A 19,134-nucleotide genomic window follows, 5' to 3' on the forward strand; every position below is an offset into this window, starting at 1 on the left:
ACGGCTCGAGCTCCTGGCGGGCGGGTCACGCGCCGCTAACGGCTCTCGCTCTGATACGAAACAATCGTCTTTTCCAGCGCGGCCCACGTGAGGCGCACGGCGTCCGGCGAATGCAGGAAGCGGGCGTCGTGATGCAGGCCGAGCGTGAAGCTGTACAACTCGAAGAGCATCAGCTCCGGATCGGTATCCGCACGCAGATGGCCTTCTTCCTTCGCCTGCGAAATGGCACGCAGCATCGCGGCACGCCAGGCTGTCACGCTCGCGATCAACTGCTCGCGCACCGGGCTGTCGGGCCGGTCGTCGTACTCGACGGCACCGCTGATGTAGATGCATCCGGTCGTCACCTCCTGGATGCGCTTCTCCGTCCAGCGGGCCAGCATCGCCCGAAGGCGCGGCAAGCCTCGCGGCTCGCGCAGGCTCGGAAAGAACACCTCGTTTTCGAAACGATGGTGATACTCGCGCACGACCTCCACCTGCAGGTCTTCACGCGATCCGAAGTGCGCGAACACACCGCTCTTGCTCATCTGCATGCGCTCGGCCAGCAGGCCGATCGTCAGCCCCTCCAGCCCGTCACGGCTGGCGAGGTCCAAAGCAGCTTCAAGTATCGCGGCACGCGTCTGTTCGCCTTTTCGCATAGCAATTTCTGTAACCGTTCGGGGGTTCGAATAAAATCGAACGGCCGTACTATTATTGAGTGCGGCCGCTCGCGAAACAAGGAAATTATTAGAAACCGGTGTCTAACCGAGCCGCTATTTTGCGCGATTCCGGCGGGACCGGAGCGGCTTTTCCGCACGAACGTGCGGGCAGATTTTTGAAGCGAGCGCTTAAGTATTCGTCAGTCGTAACCGCCGACCGTCAGCGCCTTCATCACGACACGATACGCCGTATACGCGAGCCAGTTCAGCATGCGCTCGATGCGCGGGCGCGCGGCGAATCGTGCGGGATCGATTTCCCGACCGTCGGCGAACGCGGCCGTGATCGCATCGCGCAGTTCGTTCGTTACGGCATCGTAGCGCACCAGCACGACATTCGCCTCATTGTTCAGCATCAGGCTCAGCGCGTCCAGGTTCGACGAGCCGACCGTCGCCCAGTTGTCGTCGATCACGGCCACCTTGCCGTGCAGCATCGTCTTGTCGTATTCGGCGACGCGCACGCCCGCGCGCAGCAGCGCGTGATAGAGGAACGGCACGGCCGTATCGAGCGACGCGAACTCGTTGCGGCCGATCAGGATCCGCACGTCGACGCCGCGCCGCGCGGCGCCCGTCAACGCGCGGCGCAGCTTGCGCCCCGGCATGAAGTAGGGGTTCGCGAGCAGGATCTGCTGGCGCGCCTGGCCGATCGCCGCGAGATACGCCTTCTCGATCGCGCGACGGTTCACGACGTTGTCGCGCGCGACGAACGCGACGCTCGGCTCCGTCACGACCCTGAGCGCGCCGGCCTTGATCCACCGGTGGCTGCGCATCCAGCGCCGGAACATCTCGGGAAACGCTTCGCCGCCTTGCAGCCCGGCCGCGTATTGCGCGTACGGCTTGTGGCCGAACATGATCCGGTGCCACTGCAGCTCGAACGCGGCGCGCACGTCGGACACCGCGGGCCCCGCCATCTCGACCGCGAAATCCCAGCGCGGAAACGGCAGCGTCGCGCCGTTCTGCGCGTAGTCGTCGACGATGTTGATGCCGCCGCAGAACGCGACCGCGCGATCGATCACCGCGAGCTTGCGATGCGTGCGCGAGAAGCCGAAGCGGCCGAACAGGAAGCGGTTGTAGATGCAGTGCTCGACGCCGGCGTCGGCCCACGTGTCGAACAGCGGCAGGCGCGCGGTGCCGATGCCGTCGGTGATCACGCGCACGCGCACACCGCGCTGCGCCGCGCGGATCAGCGCGTCCGACACCGGGCGGCCGGCCGCGTCGTCGCAGAAGATGTAGGTTTCGAGCATCACCTGCTCGCTAGCTGCGTCGATCCGCTCGATCAGCGCCTGGAAGAATTCGCCGCCGGTCTCGCACAGCCGCACGGTGTTGCCCGACGTGAACGCGAGCCGCGACGCGGAACCGCGTTCCTGCAGGAACATCTGCCGCAATTGCGCGAAACGCTTGCGGGCTTCCGCCGTCATGCGGACGAGCCGTGCGGCGTGCGCGACAGGGCGACGCGCGCGGGCAGCTGCAGGATCGCCTCGGCGTTCGACGGCGAGAAGCAGCGCGCGGCCGCCTCGCGGAACGGCAGCCATGCGTAGTCGACGTGTTCGCGCGGCGACAGCGTCACGTCGACGCGATGCGGCACGCACAGGCCGAACCAGTGCTCGACGTTGCGCGTGACGCCCGGTGCATAGCGATGCAGGTATTGCGGATAGATCGTGTATTCGATCCGGTGGCGCCAGTCGACGAGCGCGCTGGCCGGTACGTCCGGCGTGCCGACGGCGATGCCGGTTTCCTCGACCACTTCGCGCGCGGCGGTGAGCGCGAGCGGCTCGTCGAGCGCGTCCTTCGAGCCGGTCACCGATTGCCAGAAATCGGGCTGGTCGGCACGCTTGATCACGAGCACATCGAGGTCCGGCGTGTAGATCACGACGAGAACGGATTCGGGGATTTTCGGCGGCTTCGTCATCTTCATTTCATGCAGCACGGGGCCGCGCGCCGGGCAAATGCTCCGAACGGGCGGCAAGTGCTGCGACTGTACCGCAAAAAACGAAAAAGGCGCATCGCTGCGCCTTTTTCAAGTGCGTCGTGTGCGCATGAACGCACACACGACCGGGTACGAAACGCGTTACGCCTTCGGCTGTTCCGGCTGACGCAGACGGATGTGCAGTTCGCGCAGTTGGCGCTCGTCGACCGGGCTCGGCGCCTGCGTGAGCAGGTCCTGCGCGCGCTGGGTCTTCGGGAACGCGATCACGTCGCGGATCGAATCGGCGCCGGCCATCATCGTGACGATGCGGTCGAGACCGAATGCGATACCGCCGTGCGGCGGCGCGCCGTACTGCAGCGCGTCCAGCAGGAAGCCGAACTTCAGCTGCGCTTCTTCCGCACCGATCTTCAGCGCGCGGAACACCTTGCTCTGTACGTCCTCGCGGTGGATACGCACCGAGCCGCCGCCGATTTCCCAGCCGTTCAGCACCATGTCGTACGCCTTCGCGAGACAGCGGCCCGGATCGGTCTCGAGGTACTCGAGGTGCTCGTCCTTCGGGCTCGTGAACGGGTGGTGCGCCGCGACGTAGCGCGCATCTTCGTCGTCGTATTCGAACATCGGGAAGTCGACGACCCACAGCGGCTTCCAGCCGGCCTGGACGAGACCGTTCGCCTTGCCGAATTCCGAATGACCGATCTTGAGGCGCAGCGCGCCGAGGCTGTCGTTGACGACCTTCGCGCGATCGGCCGCGAAGAAGATGATGTCGCCGTCTTCGGCGCCGGTGCGCTCGAGGATCGCCGCGATCGATGCGTCGTGCAGGTTCTTGACGATCGGGCTTTGCAGGCCGTCACGGCCCTTCGCCTTCTCGTTGACCTTGATCCATGCGAGGCCCTTCGCACCGTAGATGCGCACGAATTCGGTATAGCCGTCGATGTCGCCGCGCGACAGCTCGCCGCCCTTCGGCACGCGCAGCGCCGCGACACGGCCGTCCTTCGCGTTGGCCGGCGTGCTGAACACCTTGAAGTCGACGTCCTTCATCGCGTCGGTCAGCTCGGTGAATTCGAGCTGCACGCGCAGGTCCGGCTTGTCCGAACCGAAACGCGCCATCGCTTCCGAGTACGGCATCACCGGGAATTTCGCGTCGAGTTCGACGTCGATCGTCGTCTTGAAGATGTGACGGATCATGTCTTCGAACAGGTCACGGATTTCCTGCTCGCCGAGGAACGACGTTTCGCAGTCGATCTGCGTGAATTCCGGCTGACGGTCGGCGCGGAGGTCTTCGTCGCGGAAGCACTTGGTGATCTGGTAGTAACGGTCGAAGTTCGCGACCATCAGCAACTGCTTGAACAGCTGCGGCGACTGCGGCAGCGCGAAGAACTGGCCCGCGTTCACGCGCGACGGCACGAGGTAGTCGCGCGCGCCTTCCGGCGTGCTCTTCGTCAGCATCGGCGTTTCGATGTCGATGAAGCCCTGCTCGTCGAGATACTTGCGCGCTTCGATCGCGACGCGGTAGCGCAGGCGCAGATTGTGCTGCATCTGCGGGCGGCGCAGGTCGAGCACGCGGTGCGTGAGGCGCGTCGTTTCCGACAGGTTGTCGTCGTCGAGCTGGAACGGCGGCGTGACCGACGCGTTCAGCACGTTCAGTTCGTGGCACAGCACTTCGATCTTGCCGCTCTTCAGGCCGGCGTTGACCGTGCCTTCCGGACGGTTGCGCACGAGGCCCTTGATCTGCACGCAGAACTCGTTGCGCACGCCTTCGGCGGTCGCGAACATTTCCGCGCGATCCGGGTCGCACACCACTTGCACGAGGCCTTCACGATCGCGCAGGTCGATGAAGATCACACCGCCGTGATCGCGGCGGCGCTGCACCCAGCCGCACAGCGACACGGTTTGGCCCAGCAGGTGTTCGGTCACGAGACCGCAGTATTCAGTACGCATCGACATGATGTTTGCTTTCGTTCGGTTTGATCAACGGGCGCCGCAACGCGCGGCCCGGGCGATGATTCTTTACTTACAGCGGCGGCTCGACGGGGTGGCGTGCGGGCGCCGGAACCGGCGCCGGGGGCGCCACCACGCCCATCGAGACGATGTACTTGAGCGCCGCATCGACCGACATGTCGAGTTCGATGACTTCGCTCTTGGGCAGCATCAGGAAGAAGCCCGACGTCGGGTTCGGCGTCGTCGGGATATAGACGCTCACGTATTCTTCCGTCAGATGATTGAGCACGTCGCCGCCCGGCGTGCCGGTCAGAAACGCGATCGTATACGAGCCACGGCGCGGGTATTCGATCAGCAGCGCCTTGCGGAATGCGTTGCCGCTGCTCGACAGCAGCGTGTCCGACACCTGCTTGACGCTCGTGTAGATCGGCCCGACCACCGGGATGTGACGCACCACGGCGTTCCACCACGTGACGAGCTTCTGGCCGATGAAGTTCTGCGTGGCCAGCCCGACGACGAAGATGAACGCGAGCGTCAGCACCGCGCCGATCCCGGGCAGATGGAAACCGAGCATCCGCTCGGGCTGCCACGATTCGGGCAGCAGCAGCAGCGTCTGATCCATCGTGCCGATGATGAGGCCGAGCACCCACAGCGTGATCGCGAGCGGGACGAGAACCAGCAGGCCGGTCAGAAACACCGATTTCAGGGTCGTCTTTTTCATCATCTGCCGTCCATGAACCGCGCCGGCGGCGCGGGTTGGTCGCAGCCCGGCCGGGCCGCGACGGTCAACTGCTCGACGCGGGCGTGGCAGCCGGGGCCGGCGCGGCGCTCGTCGTCGTGCTTGCGGAACTGCTCTCTGCGGCCGGCGCGGCCGCGGCAGGCGCGGCTTCCGCCGGTGCGGCCGGCGCTGCGTCGCCCGTCGCCGGCGCGCTGGTGCCGCCCGAGCCGCCGCGGAAATCGGTGACATACCACCCCGAACCCTTCAGCTGGAAGCCCGCGGCCGTGACCTGCTTGCGAAATGCATCCTTCCCGCATTCCGGACACTGCGACAGCGGCGCGTCGCTCATCTTCTGGAGCACATCCTTCGCGAAGCCACACGCTTCGCATCGATAGGCGTAGATCGGCATGATATTTTTCCCACGAAAACTGGAAACGGCTTGCAAAACCTTGAATTATAGCCGAAACCCCGCCGCGCTCAGGCAATGGCCGAGACGCCCGCGCATCAGCGGCGGCGCCACGTGAGCCAGCGCTCGTGTCCGTCGAAAACGGGCAGCGAATCGGTCACGGGCATATCCTCGATCAGCTCGAAGTGCGGCGCGAGCAGCGCGTCGAGTTCGGCGCGCTCGATTCCGAACGGCGGCCCCTTCGGTTTCGACGTCAGGAAGAAATAGCCGGCGAGCAATCCGTCCGTGGGCAGCAGCTCGGCCATGCGGGCCGCGTAGCCGGCACGCATCGCAGGCGGCAGCGCGCACAGAAACGCGCGTTCGTACACCCACCGCACGTCGAACGGCGGCCGGTACGTAAAGAAATCGGCCTGCTCGACGACGCCCGCATGCACGCCGAGCTGCGCCTTCGCGGCAGCCACCGCCTGCGCGGCGAAATCGATCGCGCGCACGGGCCAGCCGGCTTCGGCCAGCCACCCGGCCTCCCGGGCGCTGCCGCAGCCGGGAATCAGCGCCGCGCACGGCTCGAGCCGATGCGCGAACCCGCGAAAACCGTCGGGCACGCCGCCGAATTCCCACGGCGTCACGCCGCGCTCGAAACGCTCGTCCCAGAACGACGCGTTGCCGGGATCGCGTGTCGCGAAATCGGCAGCGGCCGGCGTGGCGGGTTGCTTCGGATCGGACATCGCGCTGCTCCTTTCGGTCATGCGCCGTACGCGAGCGCGAGCAGCACGCGCGCGACGAGCGCCCCGACGCCGACCGCGAGGCCGAAGATCAGCAGCGCCTGCATCAGCCGGTTCGTCCGCTTCTGCTCGACGAGAATCTGGCGCATCAGCTCCTCGCTCGCGGCGCGCGGCGCGTCATGCCGCGCGGCCATCGCGTGATGGATCAGGCGCGGCAGTTGCGGCAGCGTCTTGCTCCACTGCGGCGCCTCGACCTTGAAGCGCTCGTACCAGCCGCGCAGGCCGATCTGTTCGGTCATCCAGCGCTCGAGGTACGGCTTCGCGGTCTTCCACAGGTCGAGTTCGGGGTCGAGCGAGCGGCCGAGCCCCTCGACGTTCAGCATCGTCTTCTGCAGCAGCACGAGCTGCGGCTGGATCTCGACGTTGAAGCGGCGCGACGTCGAAAACAGGCGCATCAGTACCTGGCCGAGCGAGATGTCTTTCAGCGCACGGTCGAAGTAAGGCTCGCATACCGCGCGGATCGCGCTTTCGAGCTCCTCGACGCGCGTTTCAGGCGGCACCCAGCCCGATTCGAGATGGAGCGTCGCAACGCGGTGGTAGTCGCGCTTGAAGAACGCGAGGAAGTTCTGCGCGAGGTAGTTCTTGTCGAAATCAGACAGCGCGCCGACGATCCCGAAATCGAGCGCGACGTAGCGACCGAACGTGTTCGGGTCGAGGCTCACCTGAATGTTGCCCGGGTGCATGTCCGCGTGGAAGAACCCGTCGCGGAACACCTGCGTGAAGAAGATCTCGACCCCTTCGCGTGCGAGCTTCTTGATGTCGACGCCGGCCGAACGCAGCGTCTCGACCTGGCTGATCGGCACGCCGGTCATGCGCTCCATCACCAGCACCTGAGACGTCGAGAAATCCCAGAACATCTCGGGCACGAGCAGCAGGTCGAGGCCCGCGAAATTACGGCGCAGCTGGCTGCCGTTCGCGGCCTCGCGCATCAGGTCGAGCTCGTCGTGCAGGTACTTGTCGAATTCGGCGACGACCTCGCGCGGCTTCAGGCGCCGGCCGTCGGCCCACATGCGCTCGGTCCAGATCGCGATGTCGCGCATCAGCGCGAGGTCGGAATCGATCACGGACAGCATGTTCGGGCGCAGCACCTTGACGGCGACGGCCTTGCCCGCGTGCTGGCCCTGCTTCAGCTTCGCGAAATGCACCTGGGCGATCGACGCGCTCGCGACCGGCTCGCGCTCGAATTCGTCGAACAGCTCGTCCACCGGCGCACCGAGCGACTTCTCGATGATCCCGATCGCGACCGCCGAATCGAACGGCGGCACCTGGTCCTGCAGCTTCGCGAGCTCGTTCGCGAAATCGACCGACAGCAGGTCGCGGCGCGTCGACAGCACCTGGCCGAACTTCACGAAGATCGGGCCGAGGCTTTCGAGCGCGTGGCGCAGCCGGACGGCGGGCGGATCGGAATAGCGGCGGCCGATCGTCGTGATCCGCAGCAACAGCTTCACGCGCCGGTCGTCGATCCGGGACAGCATCACTTCGTCGAGACCAAAGCGGATGACGGTGTAGACAATCTTGATGAAACGGAAAATGCGCATGCCCTGCGGCCCTCAGTGCGCGCCGCGCGGGCCGGAGCCCGTGCGCGCGCCGATTTTTTGTTCGAGTCGCTCGACCCGCTTTTCGACCCGCGCGAGCGCATCGCGTGCGCGCGCCAGTTCGGCGTCGAAGCCGCCGAGCGACGCGCGCCGGACGACCTGCGGATTCTCGTCGAGCCAGTATTCGGCGACGGCATCGAGCACGTTGCGGCCGGTGCGGCGCGCGCGCGCGCCGGCGTCGCGCACGACCGTCGCGATCCGGTATGCGGCCGCGTCGCCGACCAGCTTCGCGAGATCTTCCTCCGGCTCCCAGCGCAGGTGCTCGGCCAGCTTCGCGATCTGCGTCGCGAACTCCGCGTCGCCCTCGATCTTCACGTGCTTCATCACGGCCGCCTGGCCGCCCTGCAGGAACGCGGCGACCGTGTCGCCAGCCAGCGCGATCGACACGTCGACCTGTTGCGCGTCGTGCGCGTCGACGGCCGACAGATAGCCGTCGGGCTGCACGAGCAGCGTGAGCGAAACGGGAGGCACGTCGATCCGGGCGGTCTTGCCCGCATACGGAATCAGGCGGTCGCGCGCCCACGATTCGCGGGCGAGCAAGTGATTGACGGCAGCAGCAAAAGGCTTGGCGGCAAAGGTCATCGGGCTGGGAAAGAAAAAACCCGCGCAGGCCGGGCGCCCACGCGGGTTTCTATTGTAACGTCGGATCGTCGGCAGACCGTGCCTCACCGCACACCCGGGCGGCAAGCGGTCGCAGTGCGGCGGCCGTCGCCCGGGTGCCCGGCGGCGCGGGCCGCCGGTCACGCTCAGTGCGTGTTGATCTGCTGGATGCCCGCGAGCAGCCAGCCCTGACCGCCCGACTTCGACAGGTTCCACACCTCGTCGAACGGCGCGGCCGACGCGCTCGCCGATTCGCGGATCAGGCCGTGGAAGCGCACGCTCGCCGACTGCTCGATGCCGCGATCCTCGATCGCGACCAGCTCCGCGTCGAGCTGCACGACGTCGGTCTGGTTCGCCTCGTTGCCGCGCGAATCGAGGTCGATCTTGATCTCGGCGAACATTTCAGGCGTCGTGAACTCGCGGATGTCGGCCAGGTTGCCCTGGTCCCACGCGGCCTGCAGCCGCACGAAATAGACCTTCGAGCTGCGCAGGAACGCTTCGGTGTCGAAACCGGCCGGCACCTGGAGCGGCGCTGCCGCCGCAGTCGCTGCCGCGCCCGTTGCGCCGCCGTCGAATACGCGTTGCGCTTCGTTCGCGTAGCTGCTGCCGCTACCCGCATAGTTGCTGCCGGTGTTGCCCTGCTGGAACGACGGGCTTTGCGAGTAGCCGCCCGACGACGACGCGGAGCCGCCAACCGAATATGCCGGCTCCTGCGGACGACGGCGGTTCATGAACTTGCGGATCAGCCAGATGCCGACCATCGCGAGCAGCGCGATCACGATGACGTTCGCCATCATGCTCGCGAATGCACCGCCCAGGCCGAAATGCGACAGCAGCGCCGCGATGCCGAGACCGGCGGCCAGGCCGGCGATCGGCCCGAGCCAGCGCGAGCGGTTGGGCTGCGCGGCCGGTGCGGGCGCGGCCGGATTCGCACGCTGCGCCTGCGACGGTGCGGCCTGCTGCATCGGCTGCTGCGCGGGCGGCGTGGCCTGGCGCTGCGTGACGCTGGAATTCTGGCGGCCGATGCTGCGCCCGCCGCCCATGCGCTTGGCTTCGGCGTCGAGCGATGCGAACGTGCCGGCCGTGAGCAGGCCGACCATCAGCAGCGTGCCGACCCGTCGAGCCCACGGCTTCGACGGCTTGCTACGGTTGAACAACGAACGCGATTCGGACATCAGCTTCTCCGGATGTAAGACAAATGTAGGGGAGGAGCCCCTCAATACTTGGCTCCCATGTGTAAAGCTACCACGCCACCTGACAAATTGTAATATTTCACCGCATCGAGACCCGCTTGTTCCATCATCGTCTTCAGCGTGTCCTGATCGGGATGCATCCGGATAGATTCCGCAAGATACCGGTAACTTTCGGCATCTTTCGCGAACTTGCTGCCAAGCCACGGTAATACTTTGAAAGAATACAGGTCGTACGCTTTTTTCAGCGGATCCCAGACTTTCGAGAATTCCAGCACCATCACGCGGCCGCCGGGCTTCGTCACGCGGCGCATCTCGGCCAGCGCGGCGTCCTTGTGCGTCATGTTGCGCAACCCGAATGCGACGGTGACCACGTCGAAGTAGTTGTCCGGAAAGGGAATTTTCTCCGCGTCGCACAGCAGCGACGGCGTCACGATGCCCTTGTCGAGCAGCCGGTCGCGGCCGACGCGCAGCATCGATTCGTTGATGTCCGTGTGCCAGACCTCGCCCGTCGGCCCGGCCGCCTTCGCGAACGACTTCGTCAGGTCGCCGGTGCCGGCCGCGAGATCGAGCACCTTGAAGCCGGGGCGCACGTTCGCCTGCGCGATCGTGAACGCCTTCCACGCGCGGTGCATGCCCGCCGACATCAGGTCGTTCATCAGATCGTAGTTGCTCGCGACCGAATGGAACACACCCGCCACTTTCTTCGCTTTTTCGTTTTCCTCGACGCTTTCGAAGCCGAAGTGGGTTTTGCTCATCGCGTTGATCCTCAGTAAATGGCAAGACGGCGCCGAGCGGGCGCCGTCGATTTCAGTGGCAGTGGCCGTGCGACGCGTTCGCCGCCGGCATCGGCGCGTCGCGCTCGACGCCCGCCGCCTTCAGTTTGTCGAAATAGTCGCGCCACAGCGCATCCTGCTGCGTGGCCATCTCGTACAGCAGGTCCCACGAGTAGATGCCGGTCGAATGGCCGTCGGAAAACGTCGGCTGCAGCGCGTAGTTGCCGACGCCCTCGAGCGCGGTGATCGTCACGTCGCGCTTGCCCGTCTGCAGCGTCTCCTGGCCGGGCCCGTGGCCGCGCACCTCGGCCGACGGCGAATAGACGCGCATCAGCTCGAACGGAATCCGGTAGCTGTCGCCGTTCGGGTACTGCAATTCGAGCACGCGCGATACCGCGTGCACGACGACGCCGGACGGAATCGGCGTCGTGGAAGTCAAACCGCTCATGGCTGCCTCGAATCGTTCATGCGTTGAATTTCCTCGCGAACCGCATTGTGCAGCAGCGAGGCCTGCGCGGCGCGCGTGCGCAAGAGCGCCTCGGACACGCCGCGCTGGCGCGGCGCCCACACCGGCTGCGGGAAATGGGCGTCGTTCGAGAAGCGCGGAATCACGTGCCAGTGCACGTGCGGCACCATGTTGCCGAGGCTCGCGAGATTCACCTTGTTCGGCTGCATCACGCGGCGCACGGCCCGCTCGACCGCGTAGACCACGCGCATCAGATGCGCCCGCTCGGGCTCGCCGAGATCGGAGAATTCGGCCACGTGCGCGCCCCAGATCACCCGGCAGAAACCCGGGTACTCGTGCTCGCCCGTCGCGAGGACGACACGCAGCGCATCGTCCCGCCAGAGCACATCGCCGCCGTCTTCACGGCAAAACACGCATTCCATCGTCGCTCCCATGTGGACGGGCGCCGGCATTGCCGCGCCGGCGCCCGCTCGTCCCGGCCCGGTCGGGCGGTCGTCATGTCCGCATTAGACCAGTACGCGCTCGATCCCGCCATTGTTCGCACGTGCGACATAATCGGCCATCCAGTTCTCGCCGAGCACCTGGCGCGCGATTTCGACCACGATGTAGTCGGCTTCGAGGTTCGCATCCTCGCTGTAGCGCGACAGGCCCTGCAGGCACGACGGGCAGCTCGTCAGGATCTTCACGTCCGGGCCGTTCGCGGCCGCCGGCGCCGGCGCGCGGCCGGCCACGACCGGGATGCTGCGCAGCTTCGCGGCACCCTTGCGGATTTCCTCTTCCTTGCGGAAGCGGACCTGCGTCGACACGTCCGGGCGCGTGACCGCGAGCGTGCCCGATTCGCCGCAGCAGCGGTCGTTCTTCTCGATCCGGTAGCCGTCCTTTTCCGTGCCCATCAGCTCGTTGACGAGCTTCACCGGGTCCATTGTCTTGATCGGCGTGTGGCACGGGTCGTGATACATGTAGCGCGTGCCCGACACGCCGTCGAGCTTCATCCCCTTCTCGAGCAGGAACTCGTGGATGTCGATGATCCGGCAGCCCGGGAAGATCTTGTCGAATTCGTAGCCGGCGAGCTGGTCGTAGCAGGTGCCGCACGACACGACCACCGTCTTGATGTCGAGGTAGTTCAGCGTGTTCGCGACCCGGTGGAACAGCACGCGGTTGTCGGTGACGATCTTCTCGGCCTTGTCGTACTGGCCCGAGCCGCGCTGCGGATAGCCGCAACACAGGTAGCCCGGCGGCAGCACGGTCTGCACGCCGGCTTCCCACAGCATCGCCTGCGTCGCGAGGCCGACCTGCGAGAACAGGCGCTCTGAGCCGCAGCCCGGGAAGTAGAACACCGCTTCCGAATCGACGGTCGTCGATTTCGGGTTGCGGATGATCGGCACGATCTTGTTGTCCTCGATGTCGAGCAGCGCGCGCGCCGTCTTTTTCGGCAGGTTGCCCGGCATCTTCTTGTTGACGAAGTGGATCACCTGCTCGACCACGGGCGGCTTGCCGGTGGTGGCGGGCGGGTGCTGCGTCTGCTTCGTCACGACCTTCTTCAGCATGTCGTTCGCGAAGCGCTGGACCTTGTAGCCGGCGCCCATCATCACGCTGCGCGCGATGTTGATCGTCTGCGGGTTGGTCGCGTTCAGGAAGAACATGCCCGCCGCATTGCCGGCATTGAATTTCTTCTTGCCCATCTTGCGCAGCAGGTTGCGCATGTTCATCGTGACGTCGCCGAAGTCGATCTTCACCGGGCACGGCGTCGCGCACTTGTGGCACACCGTGCAGTGGTCGGCCACGTCGTTGAACTCGTCCCAGTGCTTGATCGACACGCCGCGGCGCGTCTGCTCTTCGTACAGGAACGCCTCGACCAGCAGCGAGGTCGCGAGGATCTTGTTGCGCGGGCTGTACAGCAGGTTCGCGCGCGGCACGTGGGTCGCGCACACCGGCTTGCACTTGCCGCAGCGCAGGCAGTCCTTCACCGAATCGGCGATCGCGCCGATGTCGGACTGCTTCATGATCAGCGACTCGTAGCCCATCAGCCCGAAGCTCGGCGTGTACGCGTTGCGCAGGTCGGCGCCTTCGAGCAGCTTGCCCTTGTTGAAACGGCCGTTCGGATCGACGCGCTGCTTGTACGCGCGGAATTCGGCAATCTCGTCGTCGGTCAGGAACTCGAGCTTCGTGATGCCGATGCCGTGCTCGCCGGAAATCACGCCGTCGAGCGAACGCGCGAGCGTCATGATGCGTGCGACCGCCGCGTGGGCGTCCTGCAGCATCTCGTAGTTGTCGGAGTTGACCGGCAGGTTGGTGTGGACGTTGCCGTCGCCCGCATGCATGTGCAGCGCGACGAACACGCGGCCGCGCAGCACGCGCTTGTGGATCGCCTGCGCTTCGTCGAGGATCTGCTTGAACGCGCCGCCGTTGAAGATCGCGCGCAGCTCCGCGCGGATCTCCTGCTTCCACGAGATGCGGACCGTGCGGTCCTGTGTGATGTGGAACACGGTCGCGCCCGGCTGCTCGTCCGCGCGATCCGCGAATTTCTCGGCGAGCGCCTCGTAGCCGAGCTGCACGAGGTAGTGCTGCGCCTCGCGCAGCGGCTGGTCGAGCCGGTCGCGCACGAATTCCCAGCGCGCACGCACGCGCTTGAGCAGTTCCAGCGCCTGCTGGACACGGTCTTCCAGCAGTTCCGCGCTCGGGATCTCGTTCGCGTCGTCGGTCTTGCCGAGCGGCAGGTTGCCGCCGCGGAAGAACGTTTCGAGCGCGTCCACCAGTTGCAGCTTGTTCTTCAGCGACAGCTCGATGTTGATGCGCTCGATGCCGTCGGTGTACTCGCCCATCCGGTTCAGCGGGATCACGACGTCTTCGTTGATCTTGAACGCGTTCGTGTGCTTCGCGATCGCGGCCGTGCGGCTGCGGTCGAGCCAGAAGCGCTTGCGCGCCTCCGCGCTGACCGCGACGAAGCCTTCGCCGCTCTTGCCGTTCGCCATCCGGATCACTTCGGAAGTGGCGTGCGCGACCGCGTCGGCATCGTCGCCGACGATGTCGCCGATCAGCACCATCTTGGGAAATGCGTTGCGCTTGCTCTTGGTCGCGTAGCCGACCGCGCGCAGGTAGCGCTCGTCGAGGTGCTCGAGGCCCGCGAGGATCGCGCCGCCCTGCTTCGACGTTTCGAACAGGTAGTCCTTGATTTCGACGATGCTCGGGATCGCCTCGCGCGCCTGGCCGAAGAATTCGAGGCAGACGGTGCGCGTGTGCGCGGGCATCTTGTGCAGCACCCAGCGCGCGGACGTGATGAGCCCGTCGCAGCCTTCCTTCTGCACGCCCGGCAGGCCGGCGAGGAATTTGTCGGTCACGTCCTTGCCGAGCCCTTCCTTGCGGAACCGGCGCCCCTCGATCTCGAGCATCTCGCTCTTCAGCAGCTTCTCGCCCGGCGCATACGCACCGTCGAACCACTTCAGCTCGAAACGCGCGACCGCGATGTCGTGGATCTTGCCCTGGTTGTGCTCGTGGCGCGTGACTTCGAGCCAGTTGCCGTCCGGGTCGACCATCCGCCACCAGGCCAGGTTGTCGAGCGCGGTGCCCCACAGCACGGCTTTCTTGCCGCCCGCGTTCATCGCGACGTTGCCGCCGATGCACGACGCGTCGAGCGAGGTCGGATCGACCGCGAACACGTAGCCGGCCGCTTCCGCCGCCTCGGTCACGCGGCGTGTGACGACGCCCGCGCCGGAGAAGATCGTCGGCACCTTGTGCGCGACGCCCGGCAGTTCGGTCAGCTCGACCGCGCCGAGTTGCTCGAGCTTCTCGGTGTTGATCACCGCGGAGAATGGCGTGAGCGGCACCGCGCCACCCGTGTAGCCGGTGCCGCCGCCACGCGGAATCACGGTCAGGCCGAGTTCGAAGCAGGCCTTGATGAGGCCGGCGATCTCGGCTTCGCTATCGGGGGTCAGCACGACGAACGGGTATTCGACGCGCCAGTCGGTCGCGTCGGTCACGTGCGACACGCGCGACAGCCCGTCGAAACGGATGTTGTCCTTCTGCGTGCAGCGGCCGAGCGCCTTGGTGGCGCGGCGGCGCAGGTCGGCCATCTTCTCGAATTCGTCCGCGAACTCGTTGACCGCGCGCTGCGCGGCGGTTTCGAGCATCTCGACGCGCGACGCGCGTTCGCGGCCAGCGTCGTCGCGGTGCTCGGTGAGATCCGCGCTGCGGCGCTTGCCGATCTCGGTCAGGCGGTGGTTCAGCGCCTCGATCAGCAGCGCGCGGCGCTTCGGGTTGTCGAGCAGGTCGTCCTGCAGGTACGGATTGCGGCGCACGACCCAGATGTCGCCGAGCACTTCATACAGCATCCGCGCCGAGCGACCCGTCCGGCGTTCGGCGCGCAGTTCGTCGAGCACCGACCACGCCTCTTCGCCGAGCAGGCGGATCACGATCTCGCGATCCGAGAAAGACGTGTAGTTGTAGGGAATCTCGCGCAACCGGGGCGCGGGGTCGGCGGCGACGGCAGCGGCCGCGCCATTCGGATCGAAAACTTGTGGTGCGTTCATGTTCGGACGACTCGGAGGGCCGATACCCCGTGCACGGGCGTCGGCAAGCGCGTGGGCGCAATCTTGGGGAAATCTGTTCTGTTACCAGGCGCGCGACTGTCCTTCATGGGGCCGGAGCGGGCGTTGACTCGCCCCTCGTGGCCAGCGACAGGGCCTGGCGGCACTCGGAACCATCAGCACGATCGCGCGCGGCGCGCATGCCGCTCCGCCGCGGGGGTGGCTGCGCGCGGCGTCGGCTTCAACGGGGCGATCCGAGGGTGCCTCTGCATCTTCCGATCCTTGATTCAAAACGGAATTCTAACCCATGATCGGGCCATGCGTGACACGTCGGACAGGTCGTGGGGCTATCGCCGCGAGCCGCTCCAGGCCTGGCTCGGCGCGATTTCGCGCGACCATTCGCCGTCCGGCCGGTCGGTAACCGCGCGGTTAAACCGGCAAAAAGCGCCGCGCGAGCTCGCCGACGCCCGGCCGCGCGAGCGTGCGCTCGGCATGCCGCTTGCATGCGGGCGGACCCTTGGCGCTATCATTGACCCTTTACGGTCTGCATCCGCACTGCACGCGAGCGCCCATGGCATCCCACGATTACCTGAAGAAAATCCTCACCGCACGCGTCTACGACGTCGCGATCGAGACGGAACTCGAACCCGCCCGCAACCTGTCGGCCCGGCTGCGCAATGCCGTTTACCTGAAGCGCGAGGACAACCAGCCGGTGTTCTCGTTCAAGCTGCGCGGCGCGTACAACAAGATGGCGCACATTCCGCCCGAAGCGCTCGCACGCGGCGTGATTACGGCGTCGGCCGGCAACCACGCGCAGGGCGTCGCGTTCTCGGCGTCCCGGATGGGCATCAAGGCCGTGATCGTCGTGCCGGTCACGACGCCGCAGGTGAAGGTCGACGCGGTGCGCGCGCACGGCGGCCCGAGCGTCGAGGTGATCCAGGCGGGCGAATCGTACAGCGATGCTTATGCGCATGCACTCAAGGTGCAGGCCGAGCGCGATCTGACGTTCGTGCACCCGTTCGACGATCCGTACGTGATCGCCGGCCAGGGCACGATCGCGATGGAGATCCTGCGCCAGCACCAGGGCCCGATTCACGCGATCTTCGTGCCGATCGGCGGCGGCGGTCTCGCGTCCGGCGTCGCCGCGTACGTGAAGGCCGTGCGCCCGGAGATCAAGGTGATCGGCGTGCAGGCCGAGGATTCGTGCGCGATGGCGCAGTCGCTGGACGCGGGCGAGCGCATCGAGCTGAGCGAAGTCGGCCTGTTCGCGGACGGCACCGCGGTGAAGCTCGTCGGCGAGGAAACCTTCCGGCTGTGCCGCGAATTCCTCGATGGCGTCGTGACGGTCAATACCGACGCGCTGTGCGCGGCGATCAAGGACGTGTTCCAGGACACGCGCAGCGTGCTCGAACCGTCGGGCGCGCTCGCGGTCGCGGGCGCGAAGCTGTATGCGGAGCGCGAAGGCATCGAAAACCAGACGCTCGTCGCGGTCACGTCCGGCGCGAACATGAACTTCGACCGGATGCGCTTCGTCGCAGAGCGCGCGGAAGTGGGTGAAGCGCGGGAAGCCGTGTTCGCGGTCACGATCCCCGAGGAGCGCGGCAGCTTCAAGCGCTTCTGCTCGCTCGTCGGCGACCGCAACGTCACCGAGTTCAACTACCGGATCGCCGATGCGCAATCCGCGCATATCTTCGTCGGCGTGCAGATCCGCCGCCGCGGCGAATCGGCGGAGATCGCCGCGAACTTCGAGTCGCACGGCTTCAACAGCGTCGACCTGACGCACGACGAGCTGTCGAAGGAACACATCCGCTACATGGTGGGCGGCCGTTCGCCGCTCGCGCTCGACGAGCGCCTGTTCCGCTTCGAATTCCCGGAACGGCCGGGCGCGCTGATGAAGTTCCTGTCGTCGATGGCGCCCGACTGGAACATCAGCCTGTTCCATTACCGCAACCAGGGCGCGGACTACAGCTCGATCCTCGTCGGGTTGCAGGTGCCGCAGGCCGATCATGCCGAGTTCGAACGCTTCCTCTCGGCGCTCGGCTATCCGTATGTCGAAGAGAGCGCCAATCCGGCTTACCGCCTCTTCCTGTCGTAAAGGCTTCGTGCAATGAACCCCGAACATTCCCCGCTCGGCAAGGCCACCGTCTACGCCGCCCAGTACGATGCGTCGCTGCTGTTCCCGATCCCGCGCGCCGGCGCGCGCGAACAGCTCGGCATCACATCGGCGCTGCCGTTCTTCGGCACCGACATCTGGAACGCGTACGAGCTGTCGTGGCTCAATACGCGCGGCAAGCCGCAGCTCGCGGTGGCGACGTTCTACGTGCCGGCCGAATCGCCGAACATCGTCGAATCGAAGTCGTTCAAGCTGTATCTCGGCTCGTTCGCGCAATCGAAGTTCGACTCGATCGACGCGGTGCGCGACACGCTCAAGCGCGACGTGTCGGCCGCGTGCGGCGCGACCGTTTCCGTGCAGCTGGTATCGCCGCACGATTTCGGCAAGCTCGAGATGGACGAACTCGACGGGCTGTCGCTCGACCGGCTCGACCTCGACACCGACGTGTACGAACCCGATCCGTCGCTGCTGTCGGCCGCCGAGGACGAAGCGCCGGTCGAAGAGACGCTCGTGTCGGACCTGCTGCGCTCGAACTGTCCGGTCACCGGCCAGCCCGACTGGGGCAGCGTGCAGATCCACTACGTCGGGCCGCAGATCGATCACGCGGGCCTGCTGCGCTACATCATCTCGTTCCGCAATCACACGGGCTTTCACGAGCAATGCGTCGAGCGGATCTTCCTCGACATCCTGCATGCGTGCAAACCGGTGAAGCTCGCGGTGTATGCGCGCTATACGCGCCGCGGCGGGCTCGACATCAACCCGTTCCGCACGAACTACAACCAGCCGATGCCGGACAACGCGCGGACGGCGCGGCAGTGAGGGCGGCGGGCGGGTAAGGCCCAAACGAAACAGCCCGGTCGGGTTCAACCGACCGGGCCGCTTTACTGTACGCGGGGAAGCGCGGCCGCGTTACTTCGCCGGCGCCTTGTACGCAATACAATCGACCTCGACCTTGCAATCGATGACCATGCTCGACTGCACGCACGCGCGTGCCGGCGGGTGCTCGCCGAAGTACGACACGAACACCTTGTTGAACGACGCGAAATCGCGCGCATCGTCGAGCCACACGCCGCAGCGCACGACGTGCTCGAGGCCGTAGCCGGCTTCCTTCAGGATCGCGATCACGTTCTCGATCGTCTGCTTCGACTGCGTGACGATCCCGCCTTCGACGACCTCGCCGTTCACCATCGGCGTCTGGCCCGACACGTACAGCCAGCCGTCGGCCTCGACCGCGCGTGCGAACGGCATCACCTGGCCGCCCGTGCCCTTCGCTTCGCCTACGCCATATCGCTTCATCGTTTCACTCCTTGTTTTGTCGACCCGGGCACGCGCTTCAGCGCTGACCCGAGGCCCATGCAACGCACGGTTGCGGATGCGCGCGCCTGCAGCGGCGCGCACGGGAAGATCG

The 19,134-nt window shown here is 66.2% G+C and carries 17 protein-coding genes; 2 read left to right on the forward strand and 15 right to left on the reverse strand.

Going from position 1 to position 19,134, the window contains the following annotated elements:
- Positions 1-35: 35 nt before the first annotated feature.
- From WJ16_RS13975 to WJ16_RS14040, 14 genes are all read right to left on the reverse strand, one after another.
- Complete coding sequence (locus WJ16_RS13975; RefSeq protein WP_069257558.1) at positions 36-635, reverse strand: TetR/AcrR family transcriptional regulator; 600 nt, start codon at positions 633-635, stop codon at positions 36-38.
- 200 nt (positions 636-835) lie between these two features.
- Entirely contained in the window at positions 836-2,110 is a 1,275-nt protein-coding gene (gene clsB / locus WJ16_RS13980; protein ID WP_069257559.1) for a cardiolipin synthase ClsB, read from the reverse strand.
- Entirely contained in the window at positions 2,107-2,601 is a 495-nt protein-coding gene (gene nudB / locus WJ16_RS13985) for a dihydroneopterin triphosphate diphosphatase (protein ID WP_069258069.1), read from the reverse strand. The genes clsB and nudB overlap by 4 nt, the downstream gene beginning before the upstream one ends.
- A 159-nt stretch (positions 2,602-2,760) precedes the next feature.
- On the reverse strand, positions 2,761-4,563 hold the full coding sequence (gene aspS, locus WJ16_RS13990) for an aspartate--tRNA ligase (protein WP_069257560.1): 1,803 nt from the start codon (positions 4,561-4,563) through the stop codon (positions 2,761-2,763).
- 67 nt (positions 4,564-4,630) lie between these two features.
- A complete protein-coding gene (locus WJ16_RS13995) occupies positions 4,631-5,281 on the reverse strand; it encodes a DUF502 domain-containing protein (protein ID WP_069257561.1) in 651 nt (216 codons plus the stop codon).
- A gap of 61 nt (positions 5,282-5,342) precedes the next feature.
- Entirely contained in the window at positions 5,343-5,684 is a 342-nt protein-coding gene (locus WJ16_RS14000; RefSeq protein WP_069257562.1) for an FmdB family zinc ribbon protein, read from the reverse strand.
- Between the two features lie 95 nt (positions 5,685-5,779).
- A complete protein-coding gene (locus WJ16_RS14005; protein ID WP_069258070.1) occupies positions 5,780-6,406 on the reverse strand; it encodes a class I SAM-dependent methyltransferase in 627 nt (208 codons plus the stop codon).
- Between the two features lie 17 nt (positions 6,407-6,423).
- Positions 6,424-8,001 carry a ubiquinone biosynthesis regulatory protein kinase UbiB gene (ubiB, locus tag WJ16_RS14010; protein ID WP_069257563.1) on the reverse strand — a complete coding sequence of 526 codons (1,578 nt, stop codon included), beginning with the start codon at positions 7,999-8,001 and terminating at the stop codon, positions 6,424-6,426.
- A 12-nt stretch (positions 8,002-8,013) separates the two neighbouring features.
- Entirely contained in the window at positions 8,014-8,640 is a 627-nt protein-coding gene (locus WJ16_RS14015) for a ubiquinone biosynthesis accessory factor UbiJ (protein WP_069257564.1), read from the reverse strand.
- Between the two features lie 164 nt (positions 8,641-8,804).
- On the reverse strand, positions 8,805-9,833 hold the full coding sequence (locus tag WJ16_RS14020; RefSeq protein ID WP_069257565.1) for a Tim44 domain-containing protein: 1,029 nt from the start codon (positions 9,831-9,833) through the stop codon (positions 8,805-8,807).
- A 41-nt stretch (positions 9,834-9,874) separates the two neighbouring features.
- The gene (gene ubiE / locus WJ16_RS14025; protein ID WP_069257566.1) at positions 9,875-10,606 is read right to left on the reverse strand and encodes a bifunctional demethylmenaquinone methyltransferase/2-methoxy-6-polyprenyl-1,4-benzoquinol methylase UbiE; all 732 of its coding nucleotides are present in this window, start codon (positions 10,604-10,606) and stop codon (positions 9,875-9,877) included.
- 52 nt (positions 10,607-10,658) lie between these two features.
- Positions 10,659-11,072: a gamma-butyrobetaine hydroxylase family protein gene (locus WJ16_RS14030; RefSeq protein ID WP_069257567.1), complete on the reverse strand. Its 414-nt coding sequence runs from the start codon at positions 11,070-11,072 to the stop codon at positions 10,659-10,661.
- Positions 11,069-11,512 carry an HIT family protein gene (locus WJ16_RS14035; protein ID WP_069257568.1) on the reverse strand — a complete coding sequence of 148 codons (444 nt, stop codon included), beginning with the start codon at positions 11,510-11,512 and terminating at the stop codon, positions 11,069-11,071. The genes WJ16_RS14030 and WJ16_RS14035 overlap by 4 nt, the downstream gene beginning before the upstream one ends.
- A gap of 84 nt (positions 11,513-11,596) precedes the next feature.
- Entirely contained in the window at positions 11,597-15,616 is a 4,020-nt protein-coding gene (locus WJ16_RS14040; protein ID WP_069257569.1) for a DUF3683 domain-containing protein, read from the reverse strand.
- Positions 15,617-16,184: 568 nt separating this feature from the next.
- On the opposite strand from WJ16_RS14040, the gene ilvA reads away from it, so the two are divergent.
- Together ilvA and queF are read left to right on the forward strand one after the other, a co-directional pair.
- Entirely contained in the window at positions 16,185-17,708 is a 1,524-nt protein-coding gene (gene ilvA / locus WJ16_RS14045; RefSeq protein WP_069257570.1) for a threonine ammonia-lyase, biosynthetic, read from the forward strand.
- A gap of 12 nt (positions 17,709-17,720) precedes the next feature.
- Complete coding sequence (gene queF, locus WJ16_RS14050) at positions 17,721-18,545, forward strand: NADPH-dependent 7-cyano-7-deazaguanine reductase QueF (protein WP_069257571.1); 825 nt, start codon at positions 17,721-17,723, stop codon at positions 18,543-18,545.
- Positions 18,546-18,635: 90 nt separating this feature from the next.
- On the opposite strand, the gene WJ16_RS14055 is transcribed toward queF, so the two are convergent.
- On the reverse strand, positions 18,636-19,022 hold the full coding sequence (locus WJ16_RS14055) for a RidA family protein (RefSeq protein ID WP_006751946.1): 387 nt from the start codon (positions 19,020-19,022) through the stop codon (positions 18,636-18,638).
- Positions 19,023-19,134 lie beyond the last annotated feature (112 nt).

The organism is Burkholderia metallica, from assembly GCF_001718555.1.
In the GTDB taxonomy this organism is placed as follows: Bacteria; Pseudomonadota; Gammaproteobacteria; order Burkholderiales; family Burkholderiaceae; genus Burkholderia; species Burkholderia metallica.

Coding starts and splice junctions, on each gene's coding strand:
- WJ16_RS14055 (WP_006751946.1), bottom strand. CDS start 19,022: ATGAAGCGATATGGCGTAGGCGAAGCGAAGGGCACGGGCGGCCAGGTG.
- WJ16_RS14000 (WP_069257562.1), bottom strand. CDS start 5,684: ATGCCGATCTACGCCTATCGATGCGAAGCGTGTGGCTTCGCGAAGGAT.
- aspS (WP_069257560.1), bottom strand. CDS start 4,563: ATGTCGATGCGTACTGAATACTGCGGTCTCGTGACCGAACACCTGCTG.
- WJ16_RS14005 (WP_069258070.1), bottom strand. CDS start 6,406: ATGTCCGATCCGAAGCAACCCGCCACGCCGGCCGCTGCCGATTTCGCG.
- ubiE (WP_069257566.1), bottom strand. CDS start 10,606: ATGAGCAAAACCCACTTCGGCTTCGAAAGCGTCGAGGAAAACGAAAAA.
- WJ16_RS14035 (WP_069257568.1), bottom strand. CDS start 11,512: ATGGAATGCGTGTTTTGCCGTGAAGACGGCGGCGATGTGCTCTGGCGG.
- clsB (WP_069257559.1), bottom strand. CDS start 2,110: ATGACGGCGGAAGCCCGCAAGCGTTTCGCGCAATTGCGGCAGATGTTC.
- WJ16_RS14030 (WP_069257567.1), bottom strand. CDS start 11,072: ATGAGCGGTTTGACTTCCACGACGCCGATTCCGTCCGGCGTCGTCGTG.
- WJ16_RS14020 (WP_069257565.1), bottom strand. CDS start 9,833: ATGTCCGAATCGCGTTCGTTGTTCAACCGTAGCAAGCCGTCGAAGCCG.
- queF (WP_069257571.1), top strand. CDS start 17,721: ATGAACCCCGAACATTCCCCGCTCGGCAAGGCCACCGTCTACGCCGCC.
- WJ16_RS13975 (WP_069257558.1), bottom strand. CDS start 635: ATGCGAAAAGGCGAACAGACGCGTGCCGCGATACTTGAAGCTGCTTTG.
- WJ16_RS14015 (WP_069257564.1), bottom strand. CDS start 8,640: ATGACCTTTGCCGCCAAGCCTTTTGCTGCTGCCGTCAATCACTTGCTC.
- nudB (WP_069258069.1), bottom strand. CDS start 2,601: ATGACGAAGCCGCCGAAAATCCCCGAATCCGTTCTCGTCGTGATCTAC.
- WJ16_RS14040 (WP_069257569.1), bottom strand. CDS start 15,616: ATGAACGCACCACAAGTTTTCGATCCGAATGGCGCGGCCGCTGCCGTC.
- WJ16_RS13995 (WP_069257561.1), bottom strand. CDS start 5,281: ATGATGAAAAAGACGACCCTGAAATCGGTGTTTCTGACCGGCCTGCTG.
- ilvA (WP_069257570.1), top strand. CDS start 16,185: ATGGCATCCCACGATTACCTGAAGAAAATCCTCACCGCACGCGTCTAC.
- ubiB (WP_069257563.1), bottom strand. CDS start 8,001: ATGCGCATTTTCCGTTTCATCAAGATTGTCTACACCGTCATCCGCTTT.